This window comes from Streptomyces sp. NPDC005017, assembly GCF_042873115.1.
Classification (GTDB): domain Bacteria; phylum Actinomycetota; class Actinomycetes; order Streptomycetales; family Streptomycetaceae; genus Streptomyces.
Genome location: NZ_JBIALD010000039.1, coordinates 1 through 22,522 on the forward strand (window position 1 = coordinate 1; position 22,522 = coordinate 22,522).

18 protein-coding genes and 5 pseudogenes are annotated in these 22,522 nt (G+C 66.9%); 8 read left to right on the forward strand and 15 right to left on the reverse strand.

Annotated features, from left to right (window positions below; all coding sequences use genetic code 11):
• The first annotated feature begins 600 nt into the window (after positions 1 to 600).
• The 3 genes from ACFYR0_RS35460 to ACFYR0_RS35470 are packed head-to-tail and all read left to right on the forward strand — an operon-like array spanning position 601 to position 5,905.
• Positions 601 to 2,706: an ATP-binding protein gene (locus ACFYR0_RS35460; RefSeq protein WP_389337726.1), complete on the forward strand. Its 2,106-nt coding sequence runs from the start codon at positions 601 to 603 to the stop codon at positions 2,704 to 2,706.
• Complete coding sequence (locus ACFYR0_RS35465) at positions 2,703 to 5,027, forward strand: hypothetical protein (protein WP_389337729.1); 2,325 nt, start codon at positions 2,703 to 2,705, stop codon at positions 5,025 to 5,027. Before ACFYR0_RS35460 ends, ACFYR0_RS35465 begins: the two co-directional genes overlap by 4 nt.
• A complete protein-coding gene (locus tag ACFYR0_RS35470; RefSeq protein ID WP_389337732.1) occupies positions 5,024 to 5,905 on the forward strand; it encodes a serine peptidase in 882 nt (293 codons plus the stop codon). The genes ACFYR0_RS35465 and ACFYR0_RS35470 overlap by 4 nt, the downstream gene beginning before the upstream one ends.
• A gap of 277 nt (positions 5,906 to 6,182) precedes the next feature.
• Here the strand turns inward: ACFYR0_RS35470 and ACFYR0_RS35475 are convergent, their stop codons facing one another.
• The 3 genes from ACFYR0_RS35475 to ACFYR0_RS35485 form a co-directional block, all read right to left on the reverse strand.
• The gene (locus ACFYR0_RS35475) at positions 6,183 to 6,425 is read right to left on the reverse strand and encodes a hypothetical protein (protein WP_389337735.1); all 243 of its coding nucleotides are present in this window, start codon (positions 6,423 to 6,425) and stop codon (positions 6,183 to 6,185) included.
• A gap of 537 nt (positions 6,426 to 6,962) precedes the next feature.
• On the reverse strand, positions 6,963 to 7,190 hold the full coding sequence (locus tag ACFYR0_RS35480; protein WP_389337738.1) for a hypothetical protein: 228 nt from the start codon (positions 7,188 to 7,190) through the stop codon (positions 6,963 to 6,965).
• A 152-nt stretch (positions 7,191 to 7,342) separates the two neighbouring features.
• On the reverse strand, positions 7,343 to 7,765 hold the full coding sequence (locus ACFYR0_RS35485) for a phospholipase A2 (RefSeq protein ID WP_389337741.1): 423 nt from the start codon (positions 7,763 to 7,765) through the stop codon (positions 7,343 to 7,345).
• An 807-nt stretch (positions 7,766 to 8,572) separates the two neighbouring features.
• On the opposite strand from ACFYR0_RS35485, the pseudogene ACFYR0_RS35490 reads away from it, so the two are divergent.
• Positions 8,573 to 8,713 (forward strand): annotated as a pseudogene (locus tag ACFYR0_RS35490) (transposase); the annotation flags it as partial.
• Positions 8,714 to 8,762: 49 nt separating this feature from the next.
• On the opposite strand, the gene ACFYR0_RS35495 reads toward ACFYR0_RS35490, so the two are convergent.
• From ACFYR0_RS35495 to ACFYR0_RS35510, 4 genes and pseudogenes are all read right to left on the reverse strand, one after another.
• Positions 8,763 to 9,167, reverse strand: coding sequence for a hypothetical protein (locus tag ACFYR0_RS35495; RefSeq protein WP_389337744.1), 405 nt, complete (start codon positions 9,165 to 9,167; stop codon positions 8,763 to 8,765).
• Positions 9,168 to 9,562: 395 nt separating this feature from the next.
• Positions 9,563 to 10,087, reverse strand: a pseudogene (locus tag ACFYR0_RS35500) (transposase); the annotation flags it as partial.
• 31 nt (positions 10,088 to 10,118) lie between these two features.
• Positions 10,119 to 11,365 (reverse strand): IS3 family transposase gene (locus ACFYR0_RS35505; RefSeq protein WP_389337828.1). Its coding sequence is split into 2 segments (ribosomal slippage): positions 10,119 to 11,030 and positions 11,033 to 11,365, totalling 1,245 coding nucleotides; the frame shifts between segments, so codons are not numbered across the junction.
• Between the two features lie 72 nt (positions 11,366 to 11,437).
• Positions 11,438 to 12,454 (reverse strand): annotated as a pseudogene (locus tag ACFYR0_RS35510) (ISL3 family transposase); the annotation flags it as partial.
• Between the two features lie 139 nt (positions 12,455 to 12,593).
• Between ACFYR0_RS35510 and ACFYR0_RS35515 the strand changes: the two are divergent.
• Positions 12,594 to 13,136 (forward strand): SMI1/KNR4 family protein, encoded by a 543-nt coding sequence (locus ACFYR0_RS35515; protein ID WP_389337747.1) that lies wholly within the window; start codon positions 12,594 to 12,596, stop codon positions 13,134 to 13,136.
• Positions 13,137 to 13,280: 144 nt separating this feature from the next.
• Here ACFYR0_RS35515 and istB read toward each other — a convergent pair whose 3' ends face one another.
• Positions 13,281 to 14,072 (reverse strand): IS21-like element helper ATPase IstB, encoded by a 792-nt coding sequence (istB, locus tag ACFYR0_RS35520; RefSeq protein WP_389337750.1) that lies wholly within the window; start codon positions 14,070 to 14,072, stop codon positions 13,281 to 13,283.
• The gene (gene istA, locus ACFYR0_RS35525; RefSeq protein ID WP_389337753.1) at positions 14,072 to 15,577 is read right to left on the reverse strand and encodes an IS21 family transposase; all 1,506 of its coding nucleotides are present in this window, start codon (positions 15,575 to 15,577) and stop codon (positions 14,072 to 14,074) included. The genes istB and istA overlap by 1 nt, the downstream gene beginning before the upstream one ends.
• A 271-nt stretch (positions 15,578 to 15,848) precedes the next feature.
• On the opposite strand from istA, the gene ACFYR0_RS35530 reads away from it, so the two are divergent.
• Entirely contained in the window at positions 15,849 to 16,517 is a 669-nt protein-coding gene (locus ACFYR0_RS35530) for a VWA domain-containing protein (protein WP_389337756.1), read from the forward strand.
• Between the two features lie 389 nt (positions 16,518 to 16,906).
• Here ACFYR0_RS35530 and ACFYR0_RS35535 read toward each other — a convergent pair whose 3' ends face one another.
• The 3 genes and pseudogenes from ACFYR0_RS35535 to ACFYR0_RS35545 form a co-directional block, all read right to left on the reverse strand.
• A complete protein-coding gene (locus ACFYR0_RS35535) occupies positions 16,907 to 17,506 on the reverse strand; it encodes a hypothetical protein (RefSeq protein ID WP_389337759.1) in 600 nt (199 codons plus the stop codon).
• Positions 17,507 to 17,747: 241 nt separating this feature from the next.
• Positions 17,748 to 17,954, reverse strand: a pseudogene (locus ACFYR0_RS35540) (transposase); the annotation flags it as partial.
• Between the two features lie 85 nt (positions 17,955 to 18,039).
• A complete protein-coding gene (locus tag ACFYR0_RS35545) occupies positions 18,040 to 19,914 on the reverse strand; it encodes a pentapeptide repeat-containing protein (RefSeq protein WP_389337761.1) in 1,875 nt (624 codons plus the stop codon).
• Positions 19,915 to 19,941: 27 nt separating this feature from the next.
• Between ACFYR0_RS35545 and ACFYR0_RS35550 the strand changes: the two are divergent.
• Both ACFYR0_RS35550 and ACFYR0_RS35555 read left to right on the forward strand, forming a co-directional pair.
• Positions 19,942 to 20,175, forward strand: a pseudogene (locus ACFYR0_RS35550) (transcriptional regulator); the annotation flags it as partial.
• 118 nt (positions 20,176 to 20,293) lie between these two features.
• Positions 20,294 to 20,554: a hypothetical protein gene (locus tag ACFYR0_RS35555; protein ID WP_389337831.1), complete on the forward strand. Its 261-nt coding sequence runs from the start codon at positions 20,294 to 20,296 to the stop codon at positions 20,552 to 20,554.
• Between the two features lie 30 nt (positions 20,555 to 20,584).
• Here the strand turns inward: ACFYR0_RS35555 and ACFYR0_RS35560 are convergent, their stop codons facing one another.
• The 3 genes from ACFYR0_RS35560 to ACFYR0_RS35570 all read right to left on the reverse strand — a co-directional run bounded on the left by ACFYR0_RS35560 (position 20,585) and on the right by ACFYR0_RS35570 (position 22,347).
• Positions 20,585 to 20,869 carry a hypothetical protein gene (locus tag ACFYR0_RS35560; protein WP_389337764.1) on the reverse strand — a complete coding sequence of 95 codons (285 nt, stop codon included), beginning with the start codon at positions 20,867 to 20,869 and terminating at the stop codon, positions 20,585 to 20,587.
• 131 nt (positions 20,870 to 21,000) lie between these two features.
• Entirely contained in the window at positions 21,001 to 21,657 is a 657-nt protein-coding gene (locus tag ACFYR0_RS35565; protein ID WP_389337767.1) for a DUF6461 domain-containing protein, read from the reverse strand.
• Between the two features lie 108 nt (positions 21,658 to 21,765).
• On the reverse strand, positions 21,766 to 22,347 hold the full coding sequence (locus tag ACFYR0_RS35570) for a hypothetical protein (protein ID WP_389337770.1): 582 nt from the start codon (positions 22,345 to 22,347) through the stop codon (positions 21,766 to 21,768).
• Between the last annotated feature and the right edge of the window lie 175 nt (positions 22,348 to 22,522).

Consider the following 22,522-nt stretch of genomic DNA (forward strand, 5'->3'; position numbering starts at 1 on the left):
TCGCACCGTCCAGGCATACACACTGGAGGTGCAGATCATCCAGGACGGCGTCCTTGACACCACCCCCAAAACCTAAAAGCAACGGTGTTGCACGTAGCGGGAGATGACCTGGTGATCTCGGTGAAGCTGCCGCTGCCGAGGGCCAAGGTTGCATCGGCATTGACGGCGCAGTAACGCCGTGCTGACGCCACCGGCGTACCTTCAAACCGGGCGAAGTGAACGGACCCGCCCCGGTCACTGTCTATAGTCCGCGAAAGGCTGACTGGCTCGCAAATGTAGCCGTGACTACAGCAGCCAAGGGCGGCATCTGACGCTGGTACTACGCGGGCAACCCGCCACGGACGCCAGGCCACCACAGACGAGCGCAGTGGACCATCGCCGATCGCGTCGGGGCCATGACCAGTGCGCCGGAAGAGAGGCGGCCTCCGTGCCTTACTGGGGGCTGGGTGATGTGTGATCAGTCGATGGAACAGATGTGAGGGAGTCGCCCGGAAGCAGGAGGTTTCCCGAGTGGGTGGGCGACCTTCAGGGAGGCGGATCGCCGGGAGGCCTGTCCGGTGCCGAGATGCTGTCCGCAGACGAGCGCCAAGTCTCAGATGCTTGGGCGTGTTTCTGTTAAGTCCCGGCAAGTGGAAGGGCGGGGCCATGTATAAGGCTGTTGATCGCGGAAGCGGGGCACGAACTGCGCTAACTATTGGCCTGTCTCTGCTTGCGCGACACGATGAGGATGATTTGCCAGTACTCGGCGAGTTGGATCCGCTGTATGAGGCTCCCGCGCATGCTGCGTCGATCGCTGAGGTGCTAGGCGGTTTTGGTTACCGCGCAGGCTGGCGGCCCGACGATGCCGTAGAACCCGGTGACGAGATCCGCAAGGCTGTGACGTGCGCTGACACGGAGGTGTTGGTGGTACATATTGTCGCGCACGGCAGACTGGCTAGGACCGGAGACCGCGATCTGCACGTGGTAGGCAGCGATGGAAAAGACCTCGATGATCCGATCTCCGCTTGGATCGGCTTGATCGAATCTCACCCCGAAAAGCCAAGGCCGCGAACTCTGTTTGTGCTCGATTTGTGTCATTCCGGCGCTGCAGCGACGCTGCCCTGGCACCAAGAGATGCCGGTGGTCCGCCGCCGAGCCTGGGTGATCGCTGCCTCCGGACGCGAAGAGAAGGCGTTCGACTACCGGCTGAGCCGGGCTACGACTGCAGTACTTCGACAGTATCTCGATGGTGATTTGCAGGTGGACTCAATCTATCCGTACATACCATTGTCAACCGTCGGTCATGAGATAGAACGTGCGGTGACCGAACTCAATGCGGCAGAGGGATATCCTCAGCAGATCGAAGGCAGCCGAGTCTCTTTCTTCGCTGCGCGCGAGGATGATCTGCCCTTCTTCCCCAACCCTTTTTACCGCCCTCTAAATAGTGCGCTGACAGGAGTTGATTCCGGAATCTCTTCACTGCTGGACGAGGCATTCGACCCGCGGCACTTCATGTTGCGCGGCGCTGGCGCGGAACCACTAGACCGCGGAGTGGGGCAGGGATACTTCCACGGCCGAGAACGGGAGATCGGCACACTGACCGCCTGGTTTAACGGCCAGGGACCCGGTTTTCGCATCGTCACTGGTAAGCCTGGGGTAGGCAAGTCCGCACTGCTTGGCGTCCTGGTCTGCGCAGCCCACCCGAAACTACGCGATGCTACGCAAAACTTGTGGCTCCGGCTGCCAGCCAAGCCAGCCTGCAACTACCGTCTGGCCGTTGTCCACGCCCGGCGCCGTGACCTGGAGCAGATCACAGGGTCCATCGTCCGACAATTGGGTGCCGCTGAGCAAGGCAGCCCTACAAGTAAATGGGACACACACAGGCTGATCGAATTCACACAAACCATCCCCGGCGCCCCGCACACACTGGTGATTGACGCCCTGGATGAAGCGGAACGCCCCGAAGATATCGCCCAAGCCCTGTTGCTGCCTCTCGCTCGCGCCACCGAAGCTTCACGCCTGCGGCTGCTGGTGGGCACTCGCCTCGAGCCACGCTTGGCTAGCCTGATTCGCTTGGCCGAGGACACAGGAGGGCTGATTAACCTTGACGCAGCCCAGCCATCGGACATCTTCGCTGCCCTGCAGCGGTACGTCGGTGACCTACTTGCGGTCGACACCCCCTACGCCGCTTGGGATATGGCTGATGCCGCAACTGCCCTTGCCGAGGGGATCGCGGCGCGCCTGACCGGCACCAACGACCCGACCTGGCGGAGCGGGTCAGGATCACTGGGGTGGGGCGAGTTCCTTGTCGCTGGCCTCTACCTGCGCCACGTGCTCACCATGCCCGCTCAGCGGGATCCGGCAGCCGCCCGCAATCTTGGCCTAGCCGTTCCCTTGGATCTGCACGAACTCCTTGAGCTTGATCTCGCCCGCCGCCCCGACCAGCCAAATCTGCGCCCTGTCCTAACTGCCCTAGCCCATGCTGAGGGACGTGGAATGCCAGAGCGTGTTCTTGCCCATGTCACCACAGCGTTCACTTCTCCCGGACCCTGCGATGGCCCGCTCCCGGTTGGCGACGTTAGATCCGCTCTGGGACAGGCCCGATTTTATCTGCGGCGCGACATCGACATCGATGGGACTACCCTCTTCAGGCTTTTCCACGAAGGGCTTGCCGAACGTCTCCGGGCTACACCGTATGACCGCACAGGGCAGGAGGAAACTCAATGAGCACCCACGTGCCCTATGCCCGGCTTGTCTACGACCGGCTACTCCAGTCCATTCCACCGTCGGAAGACAGCAAGCCCGCCTGGCAAGTGGCCGACCCTTACCTGCTGCGTCATGCCGCCCAACATGCCACACGCGCCAACAGGGCAGGTGAACTCGTCGGCGACCCCCAATTCCTCATGCACGGCGAGCCTGAGGCGATCAATGCCATCCTCCGAGAGGCGACCACAGATTGTGAACGGCTCGCCGCTGCTGTTTACCGGACATCCTACGCGGTTCACTGCACTCTTAACTCCGCTGATCGCCAGCAAATTCTCATGGTGGACGCTGCTCGATTCCGCGCCATGGAACTCGCTGCTGTCTTCGCCCGCAACGCCGACTGGACACCGCTCTGGGCAACTGGCTCACAAGTATCAGCAGCGAACACCGCTGTCTTTACCGGCCACGCTGATTCAGTACGAGCGGTGGCGACAGCCATGGTGGACGACCGGCCCGTTGCTGTCACCGGTAGTGGCGACGGCACCGCGCGCGTGTGGGACCTGGCCACCGGCCGCACCACCGCCGTCCTCGCTGGCCACACCAAGCCGGTGTATGCGGTGGCGACGACCGTGGTGGACGACCGGCCTGTCGCCGTTACCGGTAGTGGCGACGGCAGCGTGCGGAGGTGGGACCTGGCCACAGGCCACCAGATTGGCGCTCCGTTCACTGACTACACGGATTCGATACTCGCGGTGGCGACCGCCGTCGTAGACGAGCTGCCCATCGTCCTCGTCGGCGGCACTAACAGCAGAGTACGAGTGTGGGACCTGGTGACCGGCCATCAAATCGGCGATCCCCTTGCCGGCACCGGCTTTGCTGAATGGGTACTTGCGGTGGCGGTCACTGCGCTGGACGGCCGCCCCGTTGCCGTCACCGGCAGCACCAACAGCACGGTGCGGGTGTGGGATCTGGCCTCCAGGAGCCAGCTCGGCGACCCCCTCGTCGGTCACACCGACCCGGTACTCGCGGTGGCGACTGCCGTCGTAGACGACCTACCAGTTGCCGTCACCGGCGGTGATGACGGCACGGTGCGGGTGTGGGATCTGGCCTCCAGGAGCCAGCTCGGCGGCCCCCTCATCGGTCACACCGACCCGGTACTCGCGGTGGCGACTGCCGTCGTAGACGACCTACCAGTTGCCGTCACCACGAGTAACGACCGCACGGTGCGGGTGTGGGATCTGGCCTCCAGGAGCCAGCTCGGCGACCCCCTCACTGGCCACACCGACTGGGGGCGCACCGTCGCAACCACCGTAGTAGACGGCCGCCCAGTCGCTGTCACGGGCAGCGACGACCGCACGGTGCGGGTGTGGGATCTGGCCTCCAGGAGCCAGCTCGGCGACCCCCTGCCCAGTCACTCCAACTGGGTTCACGCGGTGGCGACAGCCCTGGTAGATGGCCAGCCCGTCGCTGTCACCGGTAGTGGCGACGGCACAGTGCGGATGTGGGACCTGGCCACCGGTCATACCATTGCCGTCCTTACGGGCCACACCGCTGCCGTCCGCACCGGTTATACCGATCCGGTGTACGCGGTGGCGACAACCGTATTGCAGGACCAGCCAGTCGCCGTCACGGGCAGTGGTGGCGGCACAGTGCTGGTGTGGGACCTGACTGCCAGACGTCAGCTCTGCGCCCTCACCGGCCACTCCGACTCAGTGCGTGCGGTGGCGACAGCCGTGGTGAAGGACCGGCTCGTCGCCGTCACCGGCGGTGATGACGACACGGTGCGCGTGTGGGACTTGGCTTCCAGGAGCCAGTTTGGCGACCTCCTCACCGGCCACTCCGACTGGGTTCACGCGGTGGCGACAGCCATGGTGGACGACCGGCCCGTCGCTGTCACCGGTAGTGGCGACGGCACCGCGCGCGTGTGGGACCTGGCCACCGGCCGCACCACCGCCGTCCTCGCTGGCCACTCCGACTCGGTGCGTGCGGTGGCGACCACCGTGATGGAGAACCGGTCCGTCGCCGTCACCGTTAGCGCTGACACCACGGTTCGGATGTGGGACGTGGCTGCTGGCCACCAGGTTGGTGGCCCCCTCACCGGCCACACCGGCTCGGTGCGTGCGGTAGCGACAACCTTGGTGCAGGGGCGGCCTCTCGCTGTCACCACCAGCAACGACCGCACCGTGCGAGTATGGGATCTGACCACTGCCTCCTGTCTGACCATCTTGCAGCTACCGGGCGTGTCGGGGTGCGTAGAGATTGCATCGGGCGACACCATCATGCTTGGCATGGGCCACGACGTCATGGTGCTTACGCTGGCACCGCTCTTCGGGAGACAGTCATGAGCAAGTCCCCGTCTCAGCGTCTCAGTATCGTTGCTGTCCACGGTGTGGGATACCACAATCGCCGCCTCCCAGCCGACCAGGTACGTGCGGCACAGCGCACCCACTGGGCACAGCATTTGGCCAAGGGGATGGGACTGCCCCCGAACCACATCGACCTGGATTTCGCCTACTACGCGGAGGCGCTGAGCACAGGCCCTACAGCCCAGGGGCCGGTGGACGTGGAGGAACTGTCAGACCCGTTGGCGAAGGAGCTACTGGCGGATTGGTTGGGGGAATTGGGAGCTCCGCAGCCTGTTGCGCTGGGAGCCCTGACGCTACCGCTGCGCTATGCGGCCTCCTGGGTGGCGGAGAAGTTCAGTTTGGACGGCCGGCTGACGCAGTTGTTCGTTCAGCTCTTCTTCCGTGAGGTGGCCGAGTACCTGCGGGCTGATGACAGCCCGGCGCGTGTGGCTGCCCGAGACGAGGTCGCGACTCGGATAGCCCAGCACCATCCGAGAGTCGTCACCGCCCACTCGCTGGGCACGGTTGTGGCTTACGAGGCGCTTCACGCGCACCCTGATCCAGGGGTGGAGCTTTTGCTTACCTTGGGCTCCCCTCTGGCCCTACCTCATGCTGTCTTCGACCGCCTTCTGCCCCGCCCCGTTGGCTCACGATCACTACGCGGTGCCCGCCCTGCTAGTGTCGGACGCTGGGTGAACATCGCTGACCCGGGAGATCCGGTAGCAATCCCACCCCGCCTCGCCCGCGCTTTCACCGGCATCGACTTGGATCTCACAACCTCCATCCATGAGGCGTTCGGCTTCCACCACGCCAAGAACTATTTGGTCTGTGCAGCCACTGCAGCCACCCTCGGACCCTACCTTGGCGCTTACCGGTAGTTCGTTACTGATTTCGCCTTATTACTGAGTTTTTCGTTAGTTCTGTGGCGTTTTGGGATGAATGGCCAGGCCGGTGTGGGCGAGGAAGGACCATGGGAGTTGCTCACCGGAGCAGACTCGGTGGATGCCGCGTTCGGCTGCGTCAGCGACACCGGCGAGGTGGTCGCCGGCGAGGTTGGCCAGCTCGCGGGTCTTGATGGCCGACCACAGCAGTTCGACCGGGTTGAGTTCGGGTGCGTAGGCCGGCAGCCGCTCGAGGTGGGCCTTGACCCCGGGGTCAAGGCCCCCCGTCCTCCACGGAACGGGCCGTCTGCCCGTCCACTCCGGCCGAGCGAGCGCCCCTGTTCCTTCGCACCCGAACCCACGCGACCAGCAGGAACGCGGGATCGGCGACGAGATTGAACAGGTCATCGAACCGGCGATCACGATCGTCGGTCGCCCAACAGTGCAGTTTGGTCTGCATCTCCAGTACCCGGCGCTCGGCCTTGAGCAGCGCGAACTCCAGCGCGTCGGTATTCACCGGCGGCCTCCCGGCATTGCAGCATCCTCCCTGCCGACTTGCTGGCCCCCTTCGCCATGCACGGAGCTTTCCTCCGCTCGGACTACTACAGGGCCTCCGCCCCACCTGCGGCCCTCAGCCGGCAACGGGCCTGCCCTCCTCGCCGGACCGGCTGTCCGGAGGAGAAGGGCGACCGCGGGCGGTTCCCACGTTCACCATGTGCCGATCGGCCAGGTCGGCGTCCCGCTACTACCCCGGCAGCATCACCACGCCTACGCCGCAGACCTTCGGCGTGGCCTCCCCATCAGCAGTTGGAGACCGGCTTCGGAGTTGATCGCCCCTGCCGAAGCGAGCGGTCACGCACTGCACCCCGGGCCCATATCCGCCAGATTGGAGCCCGGTGACAAGACTTACGGGGCTTTACACGGATTCCTCTTCGTACGCCTTCTGGCCTTGCTTGCCGAACCCGACGCGTCTGGCAGTTCCGCGCCGTCCCGGCGTTGTCAGGGCTGCTTTCCGTCCTCACCGGCGTTCCCCGGCCCGGACTGCCCTCAGCTTCTACCCGGCCGCTGCGACGGCCCGGCGGTGGAGGTCTCCCACCTCCACTCGGTCACATGGCGCCTCGTGGCGTACCCAGCTGTTCTTGCGGGCTACCGGGGCGAGCAGCCCGCGCACGTAATCCCGCATCCGGCGGCGGAGCTCGACTCGGCCGAAGCGGTGCCCGATGGTCAGGAAGAGGTCATCCAGTTCGAGGTCCCATTGCGCGGCGGCAGACTCGGTGATCACCCTCGGAGGCTGCCCCGCCGCTGTCACTACCTGCGGCGTTGTCGCACGATCGAGGGCGGTCTCCGTGAGACCGCCCCCGCACGATCGAAGTCCCGCTACACTCCCGCCACCCGGCGAAAGGCCAGGTCAGGTGGCGGAATCCTGCTGGAGTACTAGACCACAGGGGTGTTGAACGTCCACACGGCGCTGAAGTAGAGCCCCGCCGTCGCGTGGCAGGCCGAGCGGGCTGCCAGGGACCGGTTGGGTGTGGTGTCGCACACCCGGTGCAGCTCGGTCGAGAACTGGTTGTGACACGCGTACGCGGCTTCCCGGTGCCCCTTCAGGTCGGTGCGGCCGGCGTTGCGGTCGGCGTCGGCCTGGGAGCGGCAGGCGTCGTGGTTGCGGCAGGGCTGGGTGTAGTCGAACCCGAGGGGCTGGTCGGGCACGCCGGTCGTCCATGGGTCCTGGCCGCACGCGTCGGGGGCCCCGGACGCGACGGCGGTTGCGGCCTGGGCGGTGGGGGTGACGGTCAGGCTCACGCCGAATCCGGCGAGGCTGAGGGCCGTGAGCGTGGCGGCGAATCTACGGGAGAGCATCGTTGACCTCCTCAAATGCGCAGGGCGCATCCCGCCCTGCGCGGCGTGGCCATGACAATAAGATGGTCGTTGGTTGAAAGGCAATCAGTTGAAGGAACAAAGTCAACAGCACCGGACACATTCGATGATCCAGAAGCCTCTGTGCCACCCCTCCGCATCCATGCATCCATCATGAAGTCGCCGTCTGAACAGGTCTTTTGTGGATCCGATCAGAGCAAACTCCGGAATCGCTCGATAGACGGAATCGATTACGCTACGGTGGGAGAGCGTGCCAGGAGAGAGCGCTGGCCGTGCACCGAGGGCGGGAATCGCCGTACCGGCAGGCCGACACGCAAGCGGAACCGGTGGTGGGGATCCCCGCATCGATCCCCCTCGGACAGACATTTCGCCTCGCCTGGCCTTTTCGGGCAGAGGCGAAATGTCTGTCGTCATCCGCTCGTATCTGCCGTAGGCGCCAGGTCGGCACGGTGAGGGCTGCGGCGTGTGCGGGAGGCGGAGGGAACACGGCGCCTGAGGCTGTCCGTGCGGCGGCACCGCCCAGTGGTGCGGTGCAGCGCAGCAGGCCTCGCCGGCTGAGCTGAGGGCGGGGGCCGGGGAAGGGCGGAAGGTGCCTGCTGGGGAAGGCGGCTGTGGTGCAGACGTGTCCGGGCGTGGTGAAGGGATCTCGCCGCAGCCGCCCGGGGGCGAGCGGGTGCCCGGGCGCCGGAGGTGTGCTCCGACGGCCAAAGGGGTGTCTCCGTCCCCGTAGACCTCGGCGGGGCCGACGGTTATGGAACACACCCCAGACTGGGTCCTACCGTTCGCCGCCAGCCGGTGCAGTTCTGGCCGTCCAGCCTGCCCTCCGGGATGCTCCTGGCGACGCTGGTGCGGCTGGCCAGGCTCCGCTGGCGCATCGAGCACGACTACCGCGAGATGAAACAGGCCCTGGGACTTGCCCACTTCGAGGGTTCGCACCGGGGTGCTCGAGGCGCGATGTCAGGGGGTTTCTGTGGCGGAGTCAGCCGAGTCGCTTCCAGGTCTGGCAGCCGGAGGTCTGGAATGCCTCGTCGGCGGCGAGGATGGTGATCGTGGTCGGCCCCTTGCCGGAGGCGTTGGCGATGATCTCGCTGAGCTCACCGGTCGTGCCTTTGAGGCGGGCCCAGTAGCAGTCCGCGAGCCCGCCGGAGGGCCCGGCGCTGCGGTAGGTTCCGGGCCGGACCTCCTGGCCCACCAGGAAGGTGCCGTCGCCAGGGATCTCCTGAGCGTTCGCCTGCTCGGGTTCCGTCCCGTCAGGAGTGGAGCGGTCCGTGGACGGGACGCCGGCAGCGGACGCCTGGACCGTTTGGGCGGCGCTCGGCCGGGAGCCGCTCGCCTCGTCACCCGCGTCGCCTGCCGCGCCCACGACGCCGATAAGCACTCCCACGCCGACCCCGCCGAGGGCCGCCAAGGTGTGCGTCAGCGCGGGACGACGCCTGCTCGCGGCGCTCGGGGCAGGTTGTCCCCATTGCGGTCCGCGCGGCGGGCCCGTCGGAGGCCTGCGATCCGTCATGGACTCAGGGTGGGGCCGAGCCCGTCCGATCGCACCCCGGGTGGTCTCTCTGACGTCCGCGTGCACTCACGCGGCGCGTGTGTTCGACAATGCCGGGCTGGGCCGCGGGCACGGCCAGGCCAGTGTCGGAGTTGGCGGAGCCGGAGGCCCGAGGCGAGCCGCCGCACGCCCCTGGCCACGAGCCGTGACAGGGGCCGGGCCCCTTTCGAAGAGAGGGAGTGTAAATCTAACGGCCCTGTCTCACTTTCGGTGGTCACCCAAGGTGACTGTTATCCGAGGAGGATGCGGTGGCGGAGCAGAGCGAAGTCTGCTCGTCCGTGCATCTGGCGCGCGATGCGCTTGGTCTTGGTGTTGACACCCCCGGTGGGGCCGTTGCTGTACGGAAGCGTGAATGCGGCGTTGACGGCGTCGCATTCACGCTCCAACCCGCGCGTGAAGGCGTGCAGGTGAGGCAGGTCGGCGTCACAGACCTGGGTGACCCAGCGTGTGAGCGCGTCGGCGTTGTCGGCGTGAGGCGTGAGGAGCGGAGCGAAGTCCCTCACAGCTGTTGCCAGTTGGGTCATTTCGGCGCAGGCGGCGGTCAGTTGGGCCAGGAGCTCGTGTTGCTGGGTTTTGAGGTTGTCGGGCCCGGTCAGCAGCATCCGGGCGAGTCTGCACGGGGAGATGTGGCTGCGGTCGGCGTCTGCGCGGCCCTGGTTGATGTACTTGTGCAGGAGGTTGAGGCAGCCGATGAAGCCGAGAGCCTTGATCTCTTCGAAGAGGTGCTTGACGGGGACGCCGGGGTCTTCGGGCCTTCCCCCGTGATGGTGGGCACGCGGTCATTGATCACGCGGCGAGCGTGAGCTTAGCGGCGTGGTGTCGGCGTTCGTATTCGTTGGGGCTGAGGTGGCCGTTGGCGGAGTGCCGGCGGCGGGTGTTGTAGCGGGTCAGCCAGGCGAAAACCGTTCTTCTGCAGGTGGCGGCGTCGCTGTAGTCGTGGGCGCCCTGGAGGGTTTCGCGTTTCAGGGACGCGTGGAAGCTCTCGCAGGCTGCGTTGTCCGCGCTGGTGCCGACCGCGCCCATCGAGCGGGTGACCCCCAGCTGGGTGCAGAGGTCGGCGAAGGCCCGAGACCCGTATTGCGCTCCGTGATCGGAGTGGAAGAGCGAGCCGTCCAGACCGCCGCGGCTGCGGGCGGCCATGCGAAGGGCGTCGGCGACCAGGTCGGTGCGCATGTGATCGGCGATGGACCAGCCGACGACCTTGCGGCTGAAGCAGTCCAGGACGGTCGCGAGATAGAGAAACTCCCCGCCCGCCAGAGGGAGATAGGTGATATCCCCCATGTATTTCCGGCCTGGTTCCGGGGCGGTGAAGTCCCGCCGGAACAGGTCCGCGACCAGCGTGGCGGCCGGGTCGGGGACGGTGGTGCGGACGCGTCTGCGCAGACGGATGCCCGTAATCGAGAACGCCCGCATCACCCGGGCGACGCGTTTCTCGTTGACCGGTAGACCCTTCTCCTTCAGCTCGGCGGTCACCCTCGGTGAGCCATAGGCGCCGCCGGACTCTCCGTGAACCTCGCGGATCTTCTCGGCTAGGACCCGATCCCTGTGCTGCCGGGCTGCCCTGGCCTGCCGGCCGGAGAGCCACTTGTAGTAGCTGGACCTGTTGAGCTCCAAGACCTCACAGAGCCGCTTCACCTCGTAGGTGGCCCGGTGATCGTCGACGAACTGGAAGCGGCTGATCACCAGTTCGTCTCCCCGGCGAAATACTTGGCCGCCTTGCGGAGTATGTCCCGCTCGGTCGCCAGCTTGCGCTCACTCGCCTCGAGTTCGGCCACCCGGGCCTCGAGTTGCCGGATCCGTTCGTCCGGATCGGTCGACGATGTTGCCGCCCCGGCCCGGGCAGGCGCCTCAGCGGCCGTCGCAAGGGAAGCGGTGACGCCGCGGCGTTCGCGGTCTCGCAGTACCCACTCGCGCAAGGTGGCCCGGTTGATGCCCAGGTCGGCGGCGATGCTTTTGTAGGTCGCCCCGGGTGTGGACTCGTACAGGGCCACGGCATCGGCCTTGAACTCGTCCGAGTAGTCCTTCATCGCCATCGGCGGTCTTCTCGCTTCCTCCGGATCAAGCAGATCCAGTATCAGCGTGTCCACCACTCAGGGGGAGGCTCCTTCGGCCCGGCGATTACGCAGGTGCTGGCGGTAAGGATCGACCAGGCCGGCCTGGTATTTGGGGACGCGGAGCATGCGCTCGGGCCGGTCGGCTCGCGCGTAGCGTTTGACGGTGTTCAGAGCCAGTTGCAGGCGGCGGGCGCATTCGAGCAGGCCCACGCCCTTCTCGAGCAGGCCGTGGACTTGGTGCTGGCGTTCCAGGGTGGTCTGGGCGCGGGGCCCGTCGTAGATCGGCGCGTCCAGCACTGCGGCCCAGCAGGTGCTGTGTGCCTTCACCTCGCTGAGGGCGGCTTCGCACAGGTTGTGCCACAGGTGCCACCGGTCGGCGACCTGCACCGCTTCGGGCAGTGCGCGGCGGATGGCCTCGGCGTATGTGGTCGAGCCGTCGCGGCACACGACCTCGACGCCCGGATGCCCGCGCAGCCACGCTTCCAGCGTGCCGGCCGTGCGGTCGGGCAGTACGTCGATCCGCTCATGGGTCTCGGCGTCGATCACCAAGGTGGCATAGCGGTGCCGTCGGCGCAGGGCGAAGTCGTCGACACCGATCACGCGGGGCACTCGCCCGGCGGGCAACGGAATGCGCGCCAGGACGCGCAGGGCCGTGTGACGGGACAGGCCCGCCGCGAGTATGACCAGCAGACGTGATCCCGCCCGGCCCGCTAACTCCTTGACCACGGCCTTGACCTGCCTGGTCAGACGGGCCGTGCGTCTCTGGTAACGCTCCAGCACGCCGGGCACCTGCTCGCGGAAGGTGTGCCGACAACCGCGCGTGGGACACACCAGACGCCGCACCCGCACGCGAACCACCACCCGACGCTCGTCGACCGGAACGTCGGCCACCGTCCGCCAGTGATAGCCGTGCACTCGTCCCGACGCCACCCCGCACACCGGGCAGGCCGCGGTCTCTCGCCGCGTCCGGGCCCGCACCACGATCCGCTCGCCATTGTCAACCACATCGTCCATGACCAGTGGCGACAGACCTGAAAACACCATCTGCATAAGCTCGTTGACATTCATCACGCAAAGTCAACGAGTCCCGCAACGCTCCGTTACCACCGAAAGTGAGACAGGGCCGTTAAATTGACACACCCTCCGGCTAAAGTAGGTGAGCCCGTTGAGTGGCATAGCGAATCCGTGCAGAGAGGGATAGCGGGGAATGAGTGTGGTGGAGAGCTGGTCCCGTGTAATGAATCTCCTCCGGGCGCATGCTCCGGCCGATCACGCGGACCTGCCCGGCCCGGCCCCGGAGCGGATACTCGCGGCCGCCGAGGAACGTATGGGTGTCTCATTGCCTCAGGAACTGCGGGCGTGGCTGCTGCAGAACAACCTGGATCTTCCCGAGGACGATGTGGACGACGATGTCGCCTGCTGCGGTTACGCCGGGTTCCCGGACGAGGGGAGCTTCTTTCTGGGCATCCGGGCGATGGAGAAGCTCTACACGAACCACCCCTTGTCCGGTGGGGGCGAATGGCGCGAGGAGTGGATCCCGTTCCTGTCGGATCAGGACGGCTGGATGGGGCAGTTCATCGATGCGACGGACGGACGCATCGGCAGATGGTTTGTGGGTGAGCCCACGATCACCGGCGAGTACGCGTCATTGGCCCACTACTTCGACTCCGTGGCGGAGATGCTGACGAGGATCGGCGCGGGGGACTATCCGGTCTGTTCCGTTGTTGATGGGCGACTTGTCTGGTCGTGAGGCCGCGACGCCGTGAAACAGAAGTGCCCCCGTGTCAACGGCCATTTGTGTTCCCCGGTGGCGGCCAGTTGTTCCATGCACTGACAGCCGATTGAGCGTCCCCAGCGGCGGCCAGATACTTCCCCGCCGTTGTGAGGGCTGCGGTCACCTCAGAGGCATCACTCCCTTTCCGGTGGTGGCCTCGGTGAGCCGGAAGCTGTCACCTTGGGTGACCACGACGTGAGCGTGGTGGAGGAGCCGGTCGACGGTGGCGGTGGCGAGGGTCTTGGGCATGATCTCGTCGAATCCGGAGGGGTGGAGGTTGCTCGAGACGGCCAGGGCTCGTCGTTCATATGCGGCATCGACGAGGCGGTAGAAGCCTTCGGCGGCGTCCGGTGAGACGGGCAGCAGGCCGATGTCGTCGACGATGATCAGGTCGGTGCGGATCAGCCGGGTCATCGCCCGGGCGAGGGAGTCGTCGGCGCGGTGGCTGCGGACGAGGGTTCCGAGGTCTTCGATGGTGAACCAGGCGACGGTCAGGCCGGCCTCGACCGCGGTCTGGCCGAGGGCCTCGGTGAAGTGGCTCTTGCCGGTGCCGGAAGGACCGCAGATGCAGAGGTTCTCGCGGCGGGTGACCCACTCCAGGGTCTTGAGGGAGTCCTGGACCTGCCGGGATATCGAGGATGCCTGCTCGTCCCAGTCCCCGAACGTCTTCCCGGCGGGGAACCCGGCCCGTTTGCGACGAGTACGCAGGTTGGCCGCGTCCCGGCCAGCCGCCTCTTCGGCCAGCAGGACCCGGACGACCTCGGCCGGATCCCACCTCTGGGCCTTCGCGGTGGGGATCAGGTCGCTCAGTGCCCTGCGCAGGTGAGGGAGTTTGAGGCGTTTGGTCAGTTCGATGGCCTCGGCCAGCGGGTCGCCGTGGGCGCCGGTGATCGTGCGGATCGGGGTGGCCATCAGGATTCGTCCTTCTCATCGGTGATGCCGAAGCGGGACCAGGCGGAGGTGCCCGGCTGCAGGCTGTGTTCTTCGGTGGCCCGGGTGGGCTCGACGGTCTCGAGTCCGGACTGGTAGGTGAGGATGGAGATCAGGTCGTTCTCCGCGAACCTGCCGGCGATCGCCGCGGCCCCCAGGGCCCGGTCGACCTCGGCGACAGAGTGGAGCTTGGCGAGCTGGACGGCCTCGGCCATCTTCGGCTTGAGGCGGCGGGCTCCGGCTGCCGCTGCTTCGATGAGCCAGGACGCAGCCCCGGGGCCGAGTGCGAGGAAGGCGGCCTCCTCGGCGGTCTTCGCCCGCGGAGTGCGGTCGGCCTCCTTGTTCTCCCTGACCGGGTAGTGCTCGTCCTTGATCGAGGGGTTGCCCGGACTGGAGCGGTCATGGCGGGCGACTTCGGCCGGTCCGTCCTGGCCGACGGCGGTGACGATCAGCTCGTCGCCGTGGAAGCGGGCCCAGACGCGGGTGTCGACGAGGTCGTGCGGGACCGAGTAGCGGACGCCCTCGACGGAGATCGTGGCGTCCCAGTTCACCCGCCGAGTAGTGCCGAACGCGACGGTGAACGGCTGCTTGGGCAGCGGGTGCAGCCGCTGCTGTTCCTCGAGGAGGGCTTCGGCGGGCCGGCGGCGGCTCTCGCGGTGGACCCGGTTGTTGACCGTGTCGCAGAACTCGCGGCAGGCCGCTTCGAGCTGGCCCATCGTTTTGTAATGCGGCAGCAGGTTCGCGCTGGTGGGGACCAGGTCCGCTTTCGCGATGCGGACTGTCGCCTCGCTGCCGCCCTTCGTCTCGGGGTCTGCCGGCAGGCAGGTCCGGATCGTCATGCCGTAGTGCCGGCCGACCTCGACGATCTCCGGGTTGCGGACCGCAATGTTCGCGATGTGCTCGACCGTGACCGTCTTCTCGTTGTCGGTCAGTGCATAGGTCGGCACTCCGCCGATCCGTCGCAGGGTCGCGTCCAGGCAGGCCACGATCGTCGGCAGGGTCTTGTCGAAGACCGGGATCACGACCCGGAATCTCGACCAGGCCAGCCACGCGCACCACAAAGACGTACGTCTTCCGCCGATGCGCGGGCCCTCGCCCCAGTCCCACTGGAGCCAGAGCGCGGGTTCGGCGATCCAGGGCCGGTAGACGCGGTGGTGCCCCGACCGCATGCGCGTCTTCACCTCGGCGACCGCGCGGCGGGTGGTGCGTTCCCCGCCGGTGAAGCCCATCGCAGTGATCCGCCGGTGCACAATGTCCGCCCGTATCCGCCCCTTCGACGCGGCCACGAGCTCCTCGATCTTCTCCAGGAACTCGTCGATCGGGCGAGCCCGGTGCTGCCGCTCGACAGGACGCTCGCCCTGCTCGCGCAACTGGACATATCGCTTCACCGTGTGGTGGTCGCAGCCGGCCAGCTCGGCCGCCGCGCGGTAACTCCCCGTGAGGTCGTAAGCCTCCAGGATTTCCATGATCTCCCTGCTGTTCTTCACACCGGCCAGCTTCGCTGGCCGGTGTCCGTCCAGATCCGGGGAGGTATCTGGCCGTCACCGGGGAGACTCGTGGCCACAGAATGCTAGATAAACGGCCGCCTACGGGGAGTATCTACCGGCCACCGTCACCCCCGGAACCGAAGAACAGCCGGGGGCACTTCTCATGGTCCTGTTACGGAGTGGGTGCGGTGAACCCGTCGAGGTCGACCCCGAGCCCCCTGCCGCGCCACTCCCCGCGCAGACACGCACGACCGCGCAGCAGGCCGCCACTGTGGCAGATCTGACGAAGCTGGAGCGGCAGGCTCCGGGATTGCTGGCACCTGCGCAACAGGCCGGCCAGGCTCTCGCGGCCCGGGGGATCACGGTGCGGCGGGATGCCGTGTATCTCATCCTGGACCATGACTGGCACATGGAAGAGCTCTACGAGTCGTTCGCCGTGCAGGCCTTCGCCGAACGCGTCCTGGCGCTGTCGGCCAACCTCCACGACGACGGCACGGTACCCGTGATCTTCTCCAGCGGACAGGAGCCGTTCCTGGAGGAGATTCGGCTGGACAACTACCGCGGCCGGATCGGGCAGCTGCACACCCAGGTCGACTGGGGCTGCGGCAACGTCGCGGACGCGATGCGACGCGCCGTCAGCCACTACCAGGAGTCCGGGGCTGCAGACCCGGCTTTCATCGTGACCCAGGTCGGCGATGAGCCCTGGGACAAGGCAGAGGTGCGCTCCATGCTCCAGAACACCGCCTCACTGGGGATCTTCTGGCTCTTCGTGGGGTTCGGCCGTGGCAAGCTCGCCTTCTACAAGAACCTCAACGCCTCCGCTTCCGCCACGTTCACCAACGTGGCGTTCTACGACGCCAGCAAGAACCCCGGCTCGGTGCCCGGCGAGCGCTTCTACACCGGGCTCGTCGACGCCTTCGCTGCCTGGATCCGACCGTGAGGCTGCACAACGAGCCAGAACCCTTCACGTGTCGGCGGGAGACTTCGCGCGCCATAGTGAACTGATCGGTGAAGCCGATCGGTCCCGGCACGGCAGACCGTCGGAATCCCGGCCGTGCCCGGCGGCTGGGATCCGGGAAGGCAAGGCCGCCGCACCCCGGCCCACAGGCCCCCTGCCCACCGCAGGGGGAGCGAACACCACACAGTCACATCCACGCCGCATGCTGCCGTACGCACGTCGGGCAGGGCGAGGGGGAGAGGCTGGTGTCGGACCTGAATGCCGTTGCTTGAGGCGTAGGTGGATTTTCGGTGCCGGGCCCCTTGAAAGGGGCCCGGCTTGGGTGTGGTGGCTGCTGTGCCGCTTCACGCCGGTCTGTGCGGGGCTGGAGTTCAGGAGGGGTGTTCTCGCTCGGAGCGGCGCAGCCTTTCACGTTCCTGGACGGCCTGGGGGTTGAGTGCCTCGTAGTCGATGACGATGGTGTCTCTGTCCGGCCGGGCGCGGACCCCGCTTCCGTAGGCGTCGGTCGCCTTGATCAGGAGGGCGTCCTGGTGTGTGGCGGGCCAGCTCTGGATCAGGTAGGACTCCACGACTCCGTGTACCGATGTCCCGTCGGTGTTGCGGTCTCGGCCGGTGGCGTGCAGGCGTAGCCGGTAGGTGCCGGGGCCCTGGTGGGCGAGGGAGGGCAGGTCTGCCGGGTCGTCCATGAGGGGGGTCACCAGCATTTCCCCGGAGGGGGAGTGGCAGGAGATCTCGGCGATCTCTTCCCAGCCTGCCGCCGGGTCGGGTTGCTGTGGGTGCAGTTCGATGGTGACGTCGACATTGCCGCTGTGAATTCCCGTCAGCACCTCGATGTTGCCGGCGACGGCGGAGACCAGTCCGTTGTGGGTCGGACGGAGGTCATCGCTCACGGCCCCTTCCGGATCTGTGATCTGGAAGAGGTGGTACTCGGTGAAGACCAGGGCTGTACGCGTGCGGTTCGGCTCGTTCACGGTTTCGTCTTCCGGGTCGATGGCTGGGCCTACTTGATCCACACCAGGAACCGGTCGCCCTCCACGACGCGATTGTGGACGCAGAAGCCGTTGAGGGCCCGGCCCGCCTCGGTGTTCTGGGTGTCGTTGATCATACGGCGGCTGAACCGGCCGCCGCTGTGCTTGGCACCCTGTCATGTACTGGCGAAGGGGTACTCGTCGCAGGATTTGCCGGGCGGGCGCTGCAGGCTGGACGGGCATGCCGCATCCCGGTTCTCGTCCTTCTCCGTGCTCGTGCTCGTCGTGCTGCCCCCGCCGTGGCGGGCCGTTCGGCCCGCACCCAGTTACGCAGCGTTTCCCGGCTGATCCCCAGGTCCTTGCCGATGCCCTCGAAGGTGTGGCTCGGGTCCGACAGGTACAGCGCGACAGCGTCCGCCTTGAACTCGGGCGAGTAGACCTTCATCATCATAAAAGATGCCTCCTGCCCGGCCCCTACCAGGGTCCGGGATCAGAGGTGTCCACCACTCGGGGACAGGTCCCGTTGGCTCAAGAAGCTATGGACTGGAGGGAAGCCAGGGCTGGGGCAGGGTGACCCCCGCAGGAGCAGGAATCCCGACGGCAGCGATAAGCCCCTCGGGAGCTGGACCATACGCGCCGCCGAAGTTCACCAGGCCGCCGGAGAACTCCGCATAGTAGAAGGACACTGTGCCGCCGGAGAACCTCGCGCTGGCGAAGGACACCGAACCGCCGGAAAATCTCGCCTGGTCGAAGGACCCTGTGTCGCCGAAGGCCACGGTGCCGCCGGAAAATGTCGCGCTCTCGAAGGACACCGTGCTGCCGCAGAACCGCGCCCGGTCCATACCCACCGAGCTGCCGCAGAACCTTGAGCCAGCGAAAGACACCGTGCCGTCGGGGAACACCGCGCCATGGAAAGTCACCCTGCCGCCGGAAAACGTCGCGCCGCGGAAGGACACCCTGTCGCTGGAGAACCTCGCACCGTTGAAGGACACCTTGCCGCCGGAGAACCTTGCGTGGTCGAAGGACACCGCTCCGCTGGAGAATGTCGCGCTCTCGAAGGACACCCTGCCGCCGGCGAACCGCGCACGGTCGAAGACCACAGTGCCGCCGCAGAAGGACGCACCGTCGAAGACCACTGTGCCGTCGGCGAACGTCGCACGGTCGAAGACCACTGTGCCGCCGGAGAACGTCGCGTTGTAGAAGGACGCCGTGGCGCCGGAGAAGGTCGAATGCTCAAAGACCACTGTGCCGTCGGTGAACGTCGCGCGGTCGAAGGATGCCGTGCCGCCGGAAAACACTGCGTTCTCCAAGGACGCCGTGCCACCGCAGAAGGATGCACCGTCGAAGGCCAGCGTGCCGTCGGCGAACGTCGCACCGTCGAAGGACACCGTGCCGCCGGAGAACGTCGCGTCGCCGAAATGCACCATGCTGTCGGCGAACGTCGCACCGTCGAAGGAGACATCGCTGCCGGAGAACACCGTGCTGCCAAAGAACACCAAGCCGCCGGAGAACACCGCGCGGTCGAAGTACATCGCGCCGCCGGAAAGCATCGCACCACGGAAGGACAGCTGGCCGCCGGAAAACGTCGCGCCGTGAAAGGAGATCCTGCCGGAGAACACTGCACCGTCGAAGGACAACCTGCCGCTGGAGAACGCGGCACCAGTGAAGTCCATGTCCCCGTCGATGGTGACACCGGTGAGGTCAAAGTGGTAGCCCTGCCACGAGCCGTGGGTCCCTGTGGGGCGCCGGTAGTGGTCGCCGATGAGGCGGAGGACGGTGTGGCGGACCTTACGGAAGGCCAGGTAGCGGTGGTGTTCCTCCTGGTGGGTGGGGTCCTCGCCAGGGTCTGGCGTATAGGGGAGCTGGAGGTAGGCGCACAGGACGTCGATGCACGTCTGGCGCAGGCTGGCGTCGGGGGCGTCGTCGGCGAGGGCGTGGACGCCGCCGAGACGGACGGCGGGGGAGTCGTCGCCGAGCTGGGAGACGGCGGTGGTGAAGCGTTCGGTGTGCAGGCGGGTGGCGTCGCGGTGGGCGCCGGCCTCGTCCACGCGCTGGCGGCGGTAGGCGACGACCAGGGCGACGAGCGCACCGGCCCCGGCGACCACGCCGAAGGAAAGTTTCACCAGGTCGAAGAGTGTGCTGGCGTCGAGTTTCGCGGTGCTGTCGATCTCCCGTACGTCGAGCAGGACGACCAGGGTGTAGAAGACGCTGCCCGCTGCCAGGACTGCGGCGGTGAAGGTGACCGTGAGGGCACGGCCGACCTTCCACAGTCGTAACTCCCGCTCGTGCGGGACGGATCGCGGCGGCCGTCGGTTGGCTGTCATGCGGATGAAGACCAAGCGGGCAGACCTACGGTTGCGGTGCCGCTCCGGAGAATGTGAGCGGCCGTCGACACGGTGCTGGACGGTCAAGATCACTCCTGTTCGACGCCGCTATTTGGTCGCGGTACCCGTGTGGGGATACACCCGGTCGATCAGTCCTGCGTCGGCCGGCTCCGCTGGCGGGCCGTGAAGCTGCGGGCGCTGAACGTGCGCCGCTGGGACCGGATCGTCGCCGCATGGGCGGCCGGCGACAGCCAGGAGCTGGACGATGCCTGGGCCGGCAAGGTCGTGGGCCTCGGCTCCCGATGGGGCCGGTACGAGTACGTGACCCACGTCGGATTCGCCGCATGATGCCTGGCGGCAGCGGGGTGACCGGTGGTGAACCGGCGTCCGGAGCACCTGACCGCGCGGGAGGAGCAGATCCTCGCCTGCATCCGCCGCTGGATCACCGAGCGCGGTGAGGCTGTCGGTGCGGGAGCTCGGCCGTGAGATCGCTCTGAGGAGCCCGGCGTCGGCGGTCTACCACCTCACCCCCCTTGAGCAGCGTGGTGCCCTGGTGCGTGACGGCCGCGGCCGGAACACCTGCGTCTGGCCCGATGACGAGCGCAGACAGCCGACCGCTCCCGGGCTGTTGGTTCCCTCCTTCTTCTTTTCCAGCAGTTTGGCGGTGTTCACGTGGTCCGTGTCGATGAAGAGGTTGTCGGTGACGTCGAGGCCGAAGAGCGCGTAGGTGTGGCGCAGTGCTTGGTAGGCGTCGCGTTCAAGGGTCGGTCGCGGCTCGACTCGTCCCGAGGACCTGCTCACACATCCACTGCTGCACGGCCGTCAGGTTGTCCCACTTGAGCCGGACCGAGCGCACCCACCGTCCGAGATCCTCGCCCTGGTATACGACCTCACCCGGCTCCATCGGCAGCTCGCCGCCGATCTCCTCCAGGTGGAGCCGGACGAGGTGGAAGACGCGCTGCCACTCCACCGGCCAGGATGGGCCGATGTCCTCCAGTTGCTCGCGCCGTTCGTCGGACAGTGCCCCGGCCGGCGACTCCACCGGGAAGCCCTCGGCACGCCGCTGCTCGATCTCGCCGGCCTTCCGGGCGGCGGCCCGCGCGTTGGTTCACTTCGGACCGCCCGATGACGGCCCCGACTTCGCCGCGTCTCATGTGAGGACGCGCGGTGCGCTCATGGGAGCCACGCTGCCTCCGACTGCCCGAATAGCTCAGAAGGTGAGGCGAGCAGCACGGTGCGAAGCGCCGTGTCCATCCACCCGGGATCGATGGCCACGCCCATGGTGCGTTCCATGAGCGCGAAGGACTCGGCGCACAGAGTCTCCATGTGGAAGGCGACCCCTTCTGCCCAGGCGGGGACCTCCGGTTCCGGGGCCATCCAGGCCGCGTCCTCGAGCTCGAAGGGGTCGAACATGCCGTCTACGTGGCCATCAAGGGCGTGCATGACCTGATACCTGGCATTCACACTCTGGTAGACGCTGAAGAACTCGCCTCCGTCAGCGGACGCTCGCCGGGCAATCTCCGGGATGCTGCCGTGGAAGCCCCACTCGATGGCAATGACATGCCGATCGGCACTGACCACACGAAGCAGTTCGTAGTCTTTATAGAGGTGAGATGCCTGCTCGTCGGCGGTCTCGGCGAATGTCATCAGCCGCGACGCTCCAGGATCGCCACCGAACGCCCGGATCACCTCGTCCTCCGTTTTTCCTGAGATCACAGAGAAGGTGTACGCATCCGGCTCATCGGCATCGGCCCACGCGTACCGGGCGACGAGGTCTTCCCACCTCGCAGCGTCGCTGCGCCTCGGGCCCCGAGGCACGTTAGGAGTCATGGAGCTCTTTCCGACTTCATGCTGAGCTGGTCAGATACAGGGGCGAGGACGGCTTGGACATGTGCGGTGATGCGGACCGGACGGCGGCGTGCACGAGCGCCGAGTTGGTCACGGGTGGACGCCCGCCTGCGCAGCCAGGTACTCGACGCCGCGGTGGCCGGACTCCTTGGACACATGGACGTGGACCGCGTGCCGGCCGGACGGCAGCGCAGGGTCGCAGTGGTCGCCGCGGAAGGCGACCTGGACCGCGTCGTGGCGGGAACTGTGCAGGCCGTGCTCGGGTCTGTCCGGCCAGCGGCCCGGCCATACGAGGAAGACCGCGTTGCCGTTGTCGCCCAGTGCCGCGATGACCCGGTCCTCGGCCGTCCCCGGTGCCAACCGTGCCGACATCTCGAGCGGCAGGTGTGCCTCCAGTTCACGGTCGTCCATCACCGGCACGTCCGGTTCGCAGCCGCCGGCGCCGCAAGAGGGTCGGGCGCCAGGGTAAGGGCGGTGCACAAAGCGGGAGTTCGGCAGCGCCGCCGCCATTCGGCGGACCTCGTCGACGCTCTCCAGGTGCGTCAGCAGTTCCGCCTCCTCACCGCGGTGCTCCATCAGCGCGCACAACCGCATGGCCCGGCGGTACGCGTCGGCGGCGTCAGCGGTGACGTGGACACAGCGCGTGTAGCCGGCCAGGCAGTCTTCGCACATGACCGCATGGTGCCACCCGCTCGTGCGGACTGTCGCCCGGAATGATCGGGGGACTCCGAGGCCGAGGGGCGGCCGTCGGCATGGCTCCCACGATGCCTTGACGAGCAGGGCGCACCAGCGGTGCAGGCCGATGGTGTCGAGGCGGAGAAAGTCCGTCGCGAGCAGGCCGCCGACC